Here is a 13,740-nt window from a genome sequence, read left to right as displayed (position 1 = left end):
AGAGGAAGGCGGGATGATGATGCTAAAAGCGATAATTATTGCGTTGTTTGTCGTGCTATACGGGCTAGTTACTTTTTTTGGGTTAGGTCCGGTATTGCTGGCCGACGGTACGCCCGAGGAGAGGCGAACGACGTTCTTAATCGTGGTTGCCGTGTATATAGCAATAACGGCCGTTTTTGCAATGATACTTCGCAGGCTGAGATCGCGTGGTGCGAAAAGTTAAAATGACTACCCTTATAAAGGGAATACGTGTTACACTATGGGCAGAGAAAGCTCATCCTTGCGTACAAGTCCTGATGGAATCTAAGGAGGAAATCGCGTGGAAAACTGCTCAATCATCTCGAAGCCTGCACTCAATTTGGTTGGAATCAGCTATAGCGGTCCTTACTCGCAATTTCCCGACGAAGCGATTCGCTTGCAGACGGAATTTCTAGCAAGGAAACATGAATTGTACGGCGCGTCCAAGTCGCCGGTGCTCTACAGCCCGTATTACGGTAACGAAGTATTCGTAACGTATTGGGCATGCTACGAGGTTTCGCATATGGAAGAGCTCCCGCCTGGTATGGTCCAGATCACGATTCCGGCTATGCGATATGCAATGGCAGGCTGCTCCAACAAACGAATCGGGGAAGGGTATGAGCAGCTTAATACGTGGATGAACGAGATGCGCTTAGAGAAACATAACCATGCAGTGGCGCTTGAGCTGTTCTATATCGATGAACATCATGTAGAGGAAGAGCCTGTTGAGCTGCTTATCCCGCTTAAAGGCTAACATAACTATAATAAATGGGGCTTGCGGCGCAAAGTGGCAAGCTTTTTTTGTTGCCTGATGGCGGCAAGGAAGGAGAGCATAAATGAGTGAAGGAATAGAGCTGTATATTGTTGACGCATTTACGAATGAACCGTTCAGAGGAAATCCGGCAGCGGTGTGCTTGCTGGATCAAGAAAGAGATGAGAGCTGGATGCAGCTCGTGGCAGCCGAGATGAACTTATCGGAGACAGCGTTTGCAGTCGCTCCGACTGCTGGGCAAAGCGATTATGGGCTGCGCTGGTTCACGCCGAAAGCGGAAGTTGACCTATGCGGTCACGCTACGCTTGCCGCAGCGCATCAGCTTTGGCAGACGGGACGGCTCGCTGGAGATGCAGAGGCGCGCTTTCAGACGAAAAGCGGTTTATTGACAGCCAGACGCGAAGGAGAATGGATCGCGATGGACTTTCCGTCAGAGCCTCCGGCGGCGGAGGAAGTGCCGGAGGAGCTGATTCAGGCGCTTGGTCTTATCCCGAGGTTCGCTGGACGAAACCGCATGGATTATTTCATAGAGGTGGATTCCGAGGAAACCGTGCGGACATTGAAGCCGGATTTTGCGATGATAGCGAGATTGCAAGCACGAGGCGTCATTGTGACAAGCCGGTCTGATGCGGATACCGGCAAGGATTATGACTTCGTGTCGCGAGCCTTCTATCCGGCGATCGGGGTTAACGAAGATCCGGTAACCGGATCGGCGCATTGCGCGCTGGCTCCTTACTGGGCGAAGCGTCTTAAGAAAGACGAGCTGGCGGGCTATCAGGCGTCGGAACGAGGCGGTATCGTGCGAGTGAAGCCGAGCGGCGACCGTGTTTATTTGTTGGGTCAAGCGGTTACGGTATTAAACGGACAGTTGGAGGGATGAATACATGCAAATCATAAAGCTGCCAAGAGAGCACATGGAACAAATGATCGGCAACATCCAGCAATTTTTTGAGCTGGAGCGTTCGGAGACGATCGGTGCGATCGCCGCCGAACAGCTGCTGGATATGATGCTGAAGGAGCTGGCTCCTTACGTCTATAACGGAGCAATTAACGACGCTCGCAAGGCCGTACTCGAGAAGATGCAGACCCTCGAGGACGAGCTGTATGCGCTTGAGAAGCCGACCATGACAAAGAGAAGCTAGTAGCTGGGATTGTCATTAACGCTCTTGAAAACGTATGATACGATATTCGTAGCTGCCGACGGTTAAAGGGCCGGCAGCTACACCCGTTTGCGTCAAAGCATCGATGCCGCCTTGCGGAAGCGTAACCGAGCCGCCGGCACCATTCATATTGACGATAACCCACAGGCGATAACCGTTGCCTTGCCTTGGCGCAACGACAGTGCCGGGCGTCACATCCGTCCTGAGCGTAAGGCCTGCCTCGCAAGCATAGTTGTTTATTAGCCTCTTCAGCATGTCATCCCCGTCTTCTCCCGCAGGCATGGAGCCGAGCAGCACAAGCTTGCCTTCACCGATTGCCCTTTCGGTAATGAACGAAAGCCCCGTCGCAGCGCCATGCCGTATCTTTCCTATCGATTTCGCGTTTGGCTCACGAGGTTCGAAGACAGCGCTCCACATGCCGAGCGAAGCAGAGAGACCGAACGCCTGTCCGATCGTCCCCGTCCCGTCCATTGGAAAGGTGTATACGGTCTCCACGCCTGCGAGCTTCTCCAACTGCCCAAGCGCTGCATCCGTATGAATCGTATGCTCCTCTGACCGCCCGCCAGTAAGTGGTCCGGCAATCCATATGCCGCCGTTCTTAACGAACGCAAGTGCACGCTCAAGGAAAACTGGCGATAGGGATGGCAGGAATGGCGTAAGCAACAGCTTGTAACCGTCTAGCTCCGCACCTTCCATAATAAGATCGCGATGAACACCCATCTCAAGCAAGCGTGAATAATAATCGGTAACCAAACCCCTGTAATTCAGCTTGCGCATCGGCTCCGTACGTATGAAAGCTTTCGCCGTGTCCGAATAGGTAATGGCTGCTTCAGCTTGCATCGGAACAGTTGCGAGCAGCAGCGGCTGAAGCTCCTCTTTGGCTAACGAAGCCTCCACCACGTTTTTAAAGCCGATCGTCGGTTTCCCCCATGCGCTTAATACGGAGCCATGCGGCTGCTCGCAGCCAGCCCGGTGCTGCCGCCAGTGCCAATAGCAGAATCCTCCCGCACCCAAAGCATAAGCAGCAACGGCCTCCGCTCTGACATACCCGTCCGGATGCGGAACGGAGCTGCTCTCCAGCGAGCCGCTATAGGAAGGGCTCGTCTCCATAATCCAGAACGGGGTTCCTCGCTTTACCGTTCTCCACAAGTCGCAATTGATTAGGTAAGCCGCATAGTTGCTGGCGGAAGCATACGTATCGTAAGCGGCAAAGTCGAGCCCACTGAACAGCTTTTCGTTGTCGACGTGAAAAGCGATGCTGCTATTGTGCGTTATTGGAGCGGTAGAGAAGCTTCTAATAATAACAGCTTGCTCAGATGCGAATTCCGCGATTTTCTCCATAGAAAACAGCTGGTACATCGTCTTAAGCGATGCGTTATGCAGGAAAGGTGTAAGTGCCGGCTGCGGTACTTGGTTAAAGGATTCGTAGCGCTGGCTCCAAATCTCCGTCCCCCAAAATTCATTCAATCGCCCGATATGTCCATACCGTTCTTCCAGCCATTGATGCCATAATGATAGGCAGCCATCACAGTAACATTCCGCTACATGTGCTTTAAACTCGTTGTCGAGCTGCCAGCCGATTAAACCGGGCAAACGGCTTAACGATTGTGCGATATGTTTGGTAATCAAGGCGCATCGCGTCCGGAAATAGCGGTTATTCGTGCAAAAATGCTGCCTCGAGCCATGCCCCATCACTTCGCCGCGCTCATTCACATGCAAGCGCTCCGGGTGACCGTGGGACAGCCAGATCGGAGGCGTTGCCGTCGGCGTACACATAACGGTGTCTATCCCGTTGTTATGCAGCCTCTCGATGATTTGAGCAAAGAAGGTTACGTCTATAGCATCTTCCGAGGGTTCCATCTTGCTCCATGCAAATTCCCCGATTCGTACGACGTTAATGCCACACTCCTTCATCCAAGCGATATCTTGCGCAATCGATTCCTCCTCCCATAGCTCAGGGTACCAAGCAGCCCCGTAATACAGCTTTCGATTCATAATTCACGCCATCCCTCCTTAAATAGTCAGATTAACTTTAACGAATCAACTAAAGGCTTACAATTGGACTTTATTGTTTTGCTTCGAACTGCGGTTACGATACTTTTGCCGCGTTTGGACTTTCTTGGTAAAGGCGGAATATGAGGCAGAAAGCGACAGCTTCAAGAATGTCTAATTGCCGGAAATGAAAACCGGCTTGCATAATGGGGCTACACCGCTGACGAAGCGATGGATGACAACTGGAGGTGAACGAATATGAAGCAGGCTGCCGCACCCGTACCAGAGCGGCCATCTCCCGTATACCGGCCGAGCATGCTGCGCCGATTCAAGAAAGACAAGTGGCTTTATATTCTGCTGCTGCCGGGATTGCTGTATTTTCTCATTTTCAAATACGTTCCGATGTGGGGCGTGCTGCTCGCCTTCAAAAACTATCAGCCCTATACCGGCTTCTGGAAAAGCGAATGGGTCGGCACGATGCATTTCGAGCTGTTTTTCTCAAATCCCGAGTTTTTCATGTTATTGCGAAATACGCTCGTTTTATCGTTGTACAACCTTCTCTTTTTCTTTCCGGCGCCGATCATTCTGGCTATTCTGCTGAACGAGGTGCGGATCGCGCTGTTCAAACGGACGGTGCAGACGTTAATCTATGTGCCGCATTTTATATCAATGGTCATCGTGGCTAGCATGACTTACGTGTTCCTGACGACGCAGGGGGGGCCGGTCAATGAGCTGCTCTTCTCTTATACGGGACGAAAAATCGAGTTTCTCGCCAGTCCGGACTGGTTCCGTCCGATTATTATTTTGCAAACGATTTGGAAGGAATGCGGCTGGGGGACGATCATTTTCCTGGCGGCGCTGGCGGCGGTCGATGTGGAGCAATACGAAGCCGCGATCATGGACGGCGCCAATCGCTGGAAGCAAATATGGCATATTACGCTCCCGTCGATTAGAAGCACGATTGTGATCCTGCTCATCCTGCGGATGGGCAACGTGCTGGAGAATGGCTTCGAGCAAATATACTTGCTGCTTAATCCGCTTAATCGGGAGGCGGCCGAGGTGTTCGATACCTACGTGTACACGATGGGCATTACGCAGGGCGCATTCAGCTACAGCACGGCAGTAGGACTGTTCAAAGCAATCGTCGGCGTCATACTCGTGCTTGGCAGCAACTATTTGGCGAAGAGATTCGGACAATCGGGTCTTTATTAAGAAATAAAGAGCAACAGGAAAGGAGCTTGACCGTGGCCAAAACGTACCGATCCGCAGCCGGCACCGCATTCGACGTGTTCAATTATGTTTTCCTTGGCGTATTTGCCATCGCGGCGATCCTTCCGTTCATCTACGTCATTTCGGGTTCGTTCGCAACCGATGCGGAGCTGACGAAGAGAGCCGTATTTCTCATACCGGAAACGTTTTCCGTCGCAGCTTACAACTTTATTTTCTCGACCAACACGATTATGAAGAGCATCGGCGTCTCCATGTACGTCACCGTTATCGGTACGGTCGTTAATCTGTTTTTTACCGTTACGATGGCTTATCCGTTAGCGCGGCGCAGCCTGATGGGGCGAAATACGGTGCTGAATCTAGTTGTATTCTCGATGCTGTTCGGGGGAGGCATGATTCCGACCTACCTCGTCATGCGCGAGCTTCAATTGATCGATTCGTATTGGGCGCTAATTCTGCCGGGCGCGATCAGCGCGTTTAACTTGATTATCGTCAAAAACTTTTTTCAAGAGCTGCCGCCGGGGCTTGAGGAAGCGGCCAAGATCGACGGCTGCACGGAGCTAGGACTTTTGTGGCGAATCGTTCTCCCGCTGTCCAAGCCGGTGCTCGCGRCCTTTACGCTGTTTTATGCGGTAGGGCATTGGAATGATTTTTTCGCGGCATTGCTTTATATTAACGATCCGATGAAATGGCCGCTGCAGGTGCTTCTTCGCCAAATCGTGCTGCTGTCGCAGGCTGCGGCAGGCGATATCAACGCGATGGACCCTAACTTCGTCAAGCCGCCGGACCAATCGATCAAGATGGCGGTCATCGTCGTCGGAACCGTCCCGATTCTGCTCGTATACCCGTTTTTGCAAAAGCATTTTGCCAAGGGAGTATTAATCGGATCGATTAAAGGCTAGGTCGTTACATCCTCTGCCGCCGCGAGCTTGAACCGCAGGCAGACGGTTTTACGATATAATACAACTAATTAAGGGAGGTACATGCATGAAAGGAAATCAAAAGAGAGCAAACAAATGGGCATCGATCGCGCTTGTGACGGCGCTTGCCGCCGGTACGCTAATCGGGTGCTCGGAGCAAAGTGAAGGAAACAAGGACGAAGCGCCGGGCAACAAATCGCCTGATGCGGTTCAGCCGGAAGGTGACCCAAAACCGGAGACGCCACTGAAATTGAACATCATGCTTCCGATATTCAAAACCAATTATCCGAAGGACGATAGTCCGGTAGCCGCCGAGCTGGAGAAGAGGACGAATACGGACATTCATTTCGAGTGGGTGCCGAACGCCTCCTACGTGGATAAGTTCAACATTACGCTCGCTTCGGGCAAGCTGCCTACGATCATGTATGTACCCGACGTGAAATCGCCAAGCTTCGTCAATGCGGCAAAATCCGGCGCGTTCTGGGAGCTTGGCGGTTATTTGAAGGATTATGACAACTTAAGCCAGGCGAATCCGGTCATCTTGAACAATTCCTCCATCGAAGGTAAAAACTACGGCATATACAGGGGCCGCGCGCTTGGACGGAACGGCGTTTATTACCGGAAAGATTGGCTCGACAACGTAGGGCTACCCGTCCCGCAAACGATCGACGATTTTTACAATATGCTGAAAGCGTTTAAAGAGAAGGACCCGGACAAGAACGGCCAAGACGATACGTACGGCCTCGTGCTCGTCAAGTGGACGGGCGGCTGGGCCAGCGGCTTCGACAACATCAAGCTGTGGTTCGGCGCGCCGAACAAATGGGGCGACAAGGACGGACAGCTTGTGCCCGAACATCTGACGCCGGAGTATATCGAATCGTTGAAGTTTATGAAGAAGCTGTACGACGAGAAATTGATCAACCAGGATTTTGCCATCATGGATTCCGCAAAATGGACCGACCCGATCATTAATAACCAAGCCGGGGTCATCATTGACGTCATTGACGGCGCGGCCCGCGCCGACGATAAAATACACGCCGCGCTGGCGGCGGAAGGAAAAGACCAGCCGGACGTACACTTCATGGACGTGTTCGGCGGCGTCAAGGATGCGGCCGGCGAGCTGCATACGCTGCCGACCTCCGGTTTTGCCGGCATGCTGGCTATTCCGAAATCGGCGGTAAAAACCGAGGAGGAGCTGAAGCGCGTCCTGGCTTTCATTGAGCAATTGAATGCGCCGGAATTGCAGACGATGCTCGGATACGGCCTGGAAGGCGTACATCATACGATCGAGGACGATTCGGTTGTTGTAAGCAAGGATGCGGCTTTGATGGAATCCGAGGTAGAAGGCCTTAATCAAATGCTGACGTTCATTCCGGAGGATCGCGCGAAGAAGGTGAAGCAGACGCCTCTGCGTATCAAGCAAACCGAACTGCAGAAGGAGAACGAGCAGTACATCGTCTCGAATCCGGCCGAACCGTTCATCTCCCAGGTGTATACGGAGAAGGGCGCTCAGCTTGACAATATTTTGAACGATGCGCGGATCAAGTTCATCGTAGGACAGATCGACGAGGCCGGCTACCGCGCTGCGCTTGAACTGTGGAAGAAGAGCGGCGGCGATGACCTGATTAAAGAAATGAACGAGCTGTACGCGGCAAGTAAATCATAGGTTAACAATCGACTCATAGACAGAGTCCGGCGAGCAAGCATCCGGGGCTCTGTCTATTGCCGTAGTGCTTGGGAATCATTTCTTCGTCTTCAAGAATAAGGACTTGTTCTCGAGGGCAACTGCGGTTTATTCTTGAACATAGAATTGAATGCGTTTACATATGGAAACATGCGATGCGCGTAACACCATTTTGAAGTCGGTTGGTGAGAATATGCGATTTGAAAGGTTACGAAAGTTTTTTCAAAGAAACAGCGGTAAGGGGACAACGAAGGGAAGCTTTTATCGCAAAAGTTTGATTATGATCTTGATCGTGACGAGCATTCCAGGACTCATCACCGGCGCGCTCGTGTACGGGATGGCGGGAGGCAAGCTGAAGAGCGAGCTGCTGCAGATGCATAACAAGCAGATCGATCAGAGAGCTCGCAACATCGATGCGCAACTGACGAATTTGGAGCTCATGCTGTCGCATTGGGCGTTCGACACGAAATTCGATTACAGCCTTTCCAGCCGCAATTTTATCCAGGATTTCGAGAAGGCGCGCGACATCACCAAGACGCTGCTCGTTATGCAAGGCTCGAATACGATGAATAAGCTGGTCGGTCTATATCTGGGCGGAGAGGGGCAGCCCGTCCTGTTCGATCCCGAATACGGCATGATTTCCTCCGAGCAAGAGAAAACGACATACGACAGCTTGCTTCAATCAGGCAAAGTGGCGTATTGGACGGACATGTCCTTTAATGCCCAGCGTCCCCAGTCGAAAGAGCTGACGCTCGTTCATCAGATTCCGGGCGGAAGTCTAAATCCGTTTGGCGCGCTGTATATTAGGTTGGACAACGAAAAAGTAGGCGATATGCTTCGCACGATGACGCCGTATGACGGCGGCAAGACCTTTCTCCTGCAGGATAACGGCAGTTTGTTTGCGTCTACCGGCGAAAGTGACTCCGAATCGGCGTTCGTCGAGCAGCTGAAAGAAGCAATCGCTGAGCGAGGCAAGACGGAGGATTCGTTTCTGCTCCAATGGAACGGAGCTACGTTCACGGTGACCTACGGCAAGTTCTCGCGCATTGCAGACAGCTGGACCTATGTGTCCGCTTCGCCGATATCGAGCATCACCGCKCCGGTCGTCTTTATTTCGAAGCTTATCTTCACGGTTAGCTTAAGCGCATTGCTGATCGCGGCAGTCCTTGCCTGGTTTGCGTCGCGCACCATCTATTCGCCGGTCAAGCGGCTTATGAACGTCCTGCTTGGAGAGAAAACTCTTGCGGATGACCCTGGGGACGAATTTTCGCTAATCGAGCGGCAATGGAACCATTTGAACCGCGAAAGCACGGAGCTCCATACGAGGTTGTCCGAACAGCTTCCATACGTGAAGGAGAGCTTTCTTCATCAACTGCTGCAAGGCTACCTGTACGCGTATTCGGAGGAGGACCTGCTCGAGCGGATGGGAAGGTACAAATGGGACGTAAGCAACCATCGTTTTATCGTCATATACGTGCAGTTGACCGGCATTGCGAGCTTGGAAGGGAAATTCAAATACGGGGACGAAGGTCTCGTGACGTTCGCCGCGGTAAATATGATCGAGGAGTTTGCCGCCAAACATTTCGAGCAAAGCAAAGCGATTAATTTCCATGATCTTGCCGCGGGGCTTCTCGTCATTGCGCCAAAGGATGATAGCTGCGAGGAGGAGCTGGCCCTGTTCGGCGAAGAGCTCACCCATGCGGTCAATTCCATCCTGAATATGCGGCTGACGATTGCGATCAGCGAGCCGTCGGATGCCGTTGCTCAAATTCCTCTGGCGTTCGAAGAGGTCAAGCATGCCGCCAATCAGCGTTATTTCAATAACGAAAATCAAATGATCGCGATGAGCCGGCTGCATGCGGTCGGAGAAGGAGCGGCCGAGCAGGCCTATCCTTTTGCGCTCGAGCGGGAGTTCATTCAGGCGCTGCGCACAGGCCAGGAAAGCGATGCTTATGAGCTGCTGAGCGCTTTTCTAGCCGCTTTGTCGCATGCGGGTGCGAAGGCGGTCGACGTTCAGCAGGGCATGCTGCATTTGCTCGGCAGCGTGCAGCATGCCATCATGGTATCCGGCATTCAGCCGAACCGCTTGTTCAGATGCGTCAATATGTACGAGCAGCTGTCGCAAATCAGGGAGCCGCAGCTCATTCTCGCCTGGTTCCAAAATAAAGTATGCGCGCCTTTTCTAGGGGAGCTCGGMAACCGTTCGGATTATCAGGTGAAACGACTGATCGAGCAAGCGATGGTGTATTTGCAGCAAAATTACATGAAGGACGTGTCGCTCGACCACTGCGCGGATCATATCGGGATGAACCCGTTTTTCTTAAGCAAATCGTTTAAGCAGGTAACGGGCAAAAACTTCATCGATTATTTGACGGGTCTGCGAATGGAAAAGGCGAAAGAGCTGCTGCGGGAATCGGGGCTCAAAATCAACGACGTCGCCGAGCAGGTTGGCTATCAGCACAGCTACTTCAATCGCATATTCAAGAAGCTGGAAGGAATGACGCCAAGCCGCTACCGCGAGCTTAGCCAGTCATAGGTACTGGCGGACAATATAGTGCAAACGGGGACAAAATGTGCAAGCGCCGATTCGTTCTGCAAGCAATAATGTCTAATTGCCGGCAATCGCGAGCCGCTATACGATGACCGTAGGTTGTACACATATGCTTAGGGGAACGAGGAGGCTGATTCGATTGTCATCGCCATTGTCTATCAAGCTTCGTTGGCTTAACGAGCCGGCGGCTTTAGCTGCCGGAGTTACGTGGGGAATTCCATGGAAGGAGGGCGAGCTGCGCCGGGACGAACAGCTTGCCCTGCACGCCGCGGACGGCAGCGGTCCGGTCGCGATGCAAAGCTGGCCGGCTGCTTATTGGCCGGACGGCAGCGTCAAGTGGTCCGCCCATGCGGCAGCGCTGCCGAGCGAGCAGCAGGACGGTTACCGGGTTACAAAGGGAGCGGGTGCTTCCGGACCAGCATGCGTCAAAGTGAGCGAGACGGAGGAGACGATTCTGCTTGATACGGGAGTGATGAGCTGTACGATACGCAAGCAAGGTAACAATCTCATCGAAAGCATCGTGCGAAGCGGCAGCGAAATCTGCAGCGGCGCAACGCTTATATCGATTAAGGAGAGCCGAAACGGCGTTTCGGGCGCGACAACGATCCGCCAAGAACCTTTCCAAGGGCGCATCCGCAGCGTGACGGTTGAGCAAAACGGTCCGGTCAGGGCGGTCGTGAAGCTGGAAGGAAAGCACCGCGGCGGAAACTCCGGCAGAGAGTGGCTGCCGTTCTCCCTGCGTTTATATTTCTATGCCGGACTCGGGACGATCCGTGTCGTTCATACGTTCCATTATGACGGCAATCCAAACGAGGATTTTATTAAAGCGCTTGGCATTTCGTTCGCGGTACCGATGAGGGGGCCATTATACAACCGCCACGTAAGACTCGCGGGAGACAGAGGCTTCTTCAGCGAATCGCCGAAGACGCTGCATACGAGGCGCACGAAGGGAAAATACCGCGAGCTGTTCGAACGGCAGACGCAAGGCGTGCCAGTCGAGTTCGACGCCGAGGAGGATCGTTATTTTCTCGGCCTGCTTGACGACTCGGCCGTATGGGACGATTACAAGCTGGTGCAGCGATCGGCCGATCATTACGGCATCTGGAAGCGCACGCAGGCGCAATGCTGTTGGGTGAAATCAGCCGAAGGCAGGCGGGCAGGCGGCCTTGGTTACGCAGGCGGCGAAGGCGGGGGGCTTGCAGTCGGCGTACGCGACTTCTGGCGGAAGCATCCGTCGGGCTTGGACATTCACGGAACGGCGGGWAGCGAAGCGTCCCTCACCGCATGGTTCTGGTCGCCGGACGGAGAGGCGATGGATCTGCGTCATTACGATACGAAGACGCATGTGGAGTCATCTTACGAAGGCGCGGAGGAGCTGCGGGCAACGCCTTACGGTATCGCCAATACGAGCGAGTTGACGGTATGGTGCGAAGAGGAAACGCCTTCTCCGGATCGGCTAAGGGCGATGCAGGAGCATGCGGATGCCGAGCCGCTGCTCGTATGCGAGCCGGAGTACTTCCATGAAGTGCGTGCATTCGGCTTGTGGAGCATGCCGGACAGAAGCACGCCGGCCAAAGCGATGCTGGAGGAGCGGCTGGACGGCATCGCGTCCTTCTACATGTCCGAAGTGGAGCAGCGCAAATGGTATGGCTTCTGGGATTACGGCGATTTCATGCATAGCTACGATCCGGTCAGACATGTATGGAACTACGATCTCGGGGGCTGCGCTTGGCAAAACACCGAGCTTGTACCGAATATGTGGTTATGGGTCATGTTCCTGCGTTCGGGACGAGGCGACTTGTTCAGGCTTGCGGAAGCGATGACCAGACATACAAGCGAAGTAGATGTCTATCATTTCGGGGAATATGCCGGTCTAGGCTCCCGGCATAACGTCGTCCACTGGGGCTGCGGCTGCAAGGAGGCGCGGATCGCGATGGCCGGTCTTCACCGCTACTATTATTATTTGACCGCGGATGAGCGGATCGGCGATTTGATGGACGAGGTGAAGGATGCCGATTTCTCGACGGTCAATCTCGATCCGATGCGTGCTTATTTTCCGAAGGACGAACATCCTACGCATATCCGAATCGGTCCGGACTGGGCCGCATTCAGCTCGAATTGGATGACGAGATGGGAGCGGTTCGAAGATACGGCTTACCGGGACAAAATTGTAACGGGAATCGAGTGCGTCAAGGATGCGAATTACGGACTGATCTCAGGACCGACATACGGCTATGATCCTCGCACGAGCAAGCTTACGCCGCTTGGCGACGATAACTGGGGCCGCCACCTCGCGATCTGCATGGGCGCGCCGCAAATATGGTTCGAGCTGGCCGCAATGCTTAAGGATCCGCACTGGGAAGCGATGATGGCCGACTTCGGCATCTATTACAACCTGCCGCAGGAGCGGAAGGACCTCATAACGGGCGGAGCGATCAGCCATGACAGCTTCCATCATCCAGTACTGAGCATTGCGATTGCGGCATTCGGTGCTTATTACAGACAGGACGAATGGACGGCGCAGCATTCGTGGTCCGTGCTGCTGGACAATCCGTTCGCCAAGACAGATTTGCGGAAGGAGGCGGAAACGGTGACGTATGTCGACTCCTTAAGCGAGATCGATTGGATCAACACGAACGAAGCCGCGCAATGGTCGCTTAATACGATTATCAGCCTCGAGCTGATTCCGGAATGGCTGCCTGTCGGCGAAGCGGAGACGGTCCGATGATCCCGCCGGAGTGGCAGCTGCTCTATCATAATCCGCTTGCCGCTCCGGCAGACTTGGCCGACTTCCGGATGGAAGGGGAAGCAGCTATGTCGTTTCCGTTGGGGCGGCTGCGGCTGGRGAGCGCAAGAGACGCGGAGGAAGGGCAAAAGGCGAATTTCGTGCTTTGGTGCCCGCACGACTTTCCGGCGGACATGGCCGTCGAATGGCAATTCCGGCCGATCCGGGAGCCGGGGTTGGCGATTCTGTTTTTTGCCGCTAGCGGCGCGGGCGGTATCGACCTATTCGATCCGTCGTTAATGCCTCGCTCTGGCATATATGATCAGTATCACAGTGGCGATATCAACGCATTTCATTTATCGTATTATCGCAGGCGATGGGCCGAGGAAAGACAATTTCACACCTGCAATCTGCGCAAAAGCCGGGGGTTTCATCTAACGGTGCAAGGAGCTGATCCGCTGCCCTCCGTCTTGGATTGCCATTCCTCTTACGAGATGCTGCTACTGAAGCGGGGACCGCGAATCGATTTTACGATTAACGGTCTGCCTATTCTCGCATGGGAGGATAACGGCGCTACCTTCGGTCCGCTGCTCGGGGCGGGCAAGATCGGCTTTCGCCAGATGGCTCCATTTATAGCGGAGTATGCGAATTTGAAAGTATTCGGCTCCGCGTAAGGAAGATGAACAAATAG

11 protein-coding genes are annotated in these 13,740 nt (G+C 53.6%); 10 read left to right on the top strand and 1 reads right to left on the bottom strand.

Translation table 11 applies throughout. From position 1 onward, the window contains the following. Window positions 1–13 precede the first annotated feature (13 nt). The 4 genes from AB4Z33_RS06890 to AB4Z33_RS06875 all read left to right on the top strand — a co-directional run bounded on the left by AB4Z33_RS06890 (window position 14) and on the right by AB4Z33_RS06875 (window position 1,932). Entirely contained in the window at window positions 14–223 is a 210-nt protein-coding gene (locus AB4Z33_RS06890) for a DUF6954 family protein (RefSeq protein ID WP_442049215.1), read from the top strand. A gap of 96 nt (window positions 224–319) precedes the next feature. Continuing rightward, the gene (locus AB4Z33_RS06885) at window positions 320–772 is read left to right on the top strand and encodes a GyrI-like domain-containing protein (RefSeq protein ID WP_442049214.1); all 453 of its coding nucleotides are present in this window, start codon (window positions 320–322) and stop codon (window positions 770–772) included. Window positions 773–854: 82 nt separating this feature from the next. Then, the gene (locus AB4Z33_RS06880; RefSeq protein WP_442049213.1) at window positions 855–1,670 is read left to right on the top strand and encodes a PhzF family phenazine biosynthesis protein; all 816 of its coding nucleotides are present in this window, start codon (window positions 855–857) and stop codon (window positions 1,668–1,670) included. A 4-nt stretch (window positions 1,671–1,674) separates the two neighbouring features. Next, window positions 1,675–1,932 (top strand): DUF2164 domain-containing protein, encoded by a 258-nt coding sequence (locus AB4Z33_RS06875; RefSeq protein WP_442049212.1) that lies wholly within the window; start codon window positions 1,675–1,677, stop codon window positions 1,930–1,932. Between the two features lie 15 nt (window positions 1,933–1,947). On the opposite strand, the gene AB4Z33_RS06870 is transcribed toward AB4Z33_RS06875, so the two are convergent. After that, a complete protein-coding gene (locus tag AB4Z33_RS06870) occupies window positions 1,948–3,945 on the bottom strand; it encodes a beta-galactosidase (RefSeq protein ID WP_442049211.1) in 1,998 nt (665 codons plus the stop codon). A gap of 312 nt (window positions 3,946–4,257) precedes the next feature. On the opposite strand from AB4Z33_RS06870, the gene AB4Z33_RS06865 reads away from it, so the two are divergent. From AB4Z33_RS06865 to AB4Z33_RS06840, 6 genes are all read left to right on the top strand, one after another. After that, window positions 4,258–5,154 (top strand): ABC transporter permease, encoded by an 897-nt coding sequence (locus AB4Z33_RS06865; RefSeq protein WP_442049243.1) that lies wholly within the window; start codon window positions 4,258–4,260, stop codon window positions 5,152–5,154. A 32-nt stretch (window positions 5,155–5,186) separates the two neighbouring features. After that, window positions 5,187–6,071 carry a carbohydrate ABC transporter permease gene (locus AB4Z33_RS06860; RefSeq protein ID WP_442049210.1) on the top strand — a complete coding sequence of 295 codons (885 nt, stop codon included), beginning with the start codon at window positions 5,187–5,189 and terminating at the stop codon, window positions 6,069–6,071. Between the two features lie 85 nt (window positions 6,072–6,156). Then, the gene (locus tag AB4Z33_RS06855) at window positions 6,157–7,755 is read left to right on the top strand and encodes an extracellular solute-binding protein (protein WP_442049209.1); all 1,599 of its coding nucleotides are present in this window, start codon (window positions 6,157–6,159) and stop codon (window positions 7,753–7,755) included. 298 nt (window positions 7,756–8,053) lie between these two features. Beyond that, window positions 8,054–10,309, top strand: a complete 2,256-nt coding sequence (locus AB4Z33_RS06850; protein ID WP_442049208.1) for a helix-turn-helix domain-containing protein — start codon at window positions 8,054–8,056, stop codon at window positions 10,307–10,309. 154 nt (window positions 10,310–10,463) lie between these two features. Then, entirely contained in the window at window positions 10,464–13,052 is a 2,589-nt protein-coding gene (locus AB4Z33_RS06845) for an exo-rhamnogalacturonan lyase family protein (RefSeq protein ID WP_442049207.1), read from the top strand. Beyond that, window positions 13,049–13,723 (top strand): DUF1961 family protein, encoded by a 675-nt coding sequence (locus tag AB4Z33_RS06840; RefSeq protein WP_442049206.1) that lies wholly within the window; start codon window positions 13,049–13,051, stop codon window positions 13,721–13,723. Before AB4Z33_RS06845 ends, AB4Z33_RS06840 begins: the two co-directional genes overlap by 4 nt. Window positions 13,724–13,740 lie beyond the last annotated feature (17 nt).

Source organism: Paenibacillus sp. 2TAB19 (assembly GCF_052115185.1).
In the GTDB taxonomy this organism is placed as follows: Bacteria; Bacillota; Bacilli; order Paenibacillales; family Paenibacillaceae; genus Pristimantibacillus.
Note: the sequence above shows the minus strand (reverse complement) of the source record. Positions and strands in the feature narration are given on the sequence as shown.